This window comes from Magnetospirillum moscoviense (assembly GCF_001650635.1).
Taxonomy (GTDB): domain Bacteria; phylum Pseudomonadota; class Alphaproteobacteria; order Rhodospirillales; family Magnetospirillaceae; genus Magnetospirillum; species Magnetospirillum moscoviense.
Genome location: NZ_LWQU01000111.1, coordinates 1 through 643, shown reverse-complemented (window position 1 = coordinate 643; position 643 = coordinate 1). Strand labels below are relative to the sequence as shown.

General features: G+C 66.1%; 2 pseudogenes. Both read right to left on the bottom strand.

What is annotated here, in order from left to right:
• Positions 1-416: pseudogene (locus A6A05_RS05670) on the bottom strand (type IV secretory system conjugative DNA transfer family protein); the annotation flags it as partial.
• Positions 413-643 (bottom strand): annotated as a pseudogene (locus tag A6A05_RS21255) (CpaF/VirB11 family protein); the annotation flags it as partial. The pseudogenes A6A05_RS05670 and A6A05_RS21255, both read right to left, overlap by 4 nt.

Genomic DNA, 643 nt, shown 5'->3' with positions numbered 1-643 from the left:
AAGGTCAGGACATGCTCGGGGCCGTCATGGCGAAGGGTGCGGGTGCCGAACCATGATGGCCAGCCGCCGACCACCACGCCGGTCTTGCCGAACAGGCCGGCTTCCTTGACGTCGGCCTTTCTTGCCCAGCGCGCCGAGCCGTGCAGGGTCTTGTCGTCGCGTGCGCCGTGGACGGTCTCGCCGCCGATCCGCGAGGCGACGGCCTGCGCCATCAGGATCAGCGCGCCAGCAGCGGCGACGGCGCCGAGAATGCCCCATTGGACGAATCCCGGCAGGGCGCCATAGGACATGGTGTATTGGACGACCCAGCCCCAGGAATCGGCCTGCAGGGCGTGGAACTGCCAGACGGTTGCCCACAGATAGATCAGGGTGGCGGCCGAGGCCGCGAAGGCGAAGGGAATGGCGATGATGATCATGCGGCGACCCTTTCAACGAGATGGCCGTCCTGCATCACCCAGCGATCGGCGCGGGGTTCGTAGATGTCGGTGATGCGGCGAAAGCCGTCGGTGTCGCGCTTGATCTGCACCACCACATCCACCAGTTCGGCCAGGAATTCCGGGACACGCGGCATGGTCTGACCCGACCAGGCGATGTTCTGGTCGAACTTCCTGTTCAGCACCTGGTGCGGGCTGTCGGCGTGGAT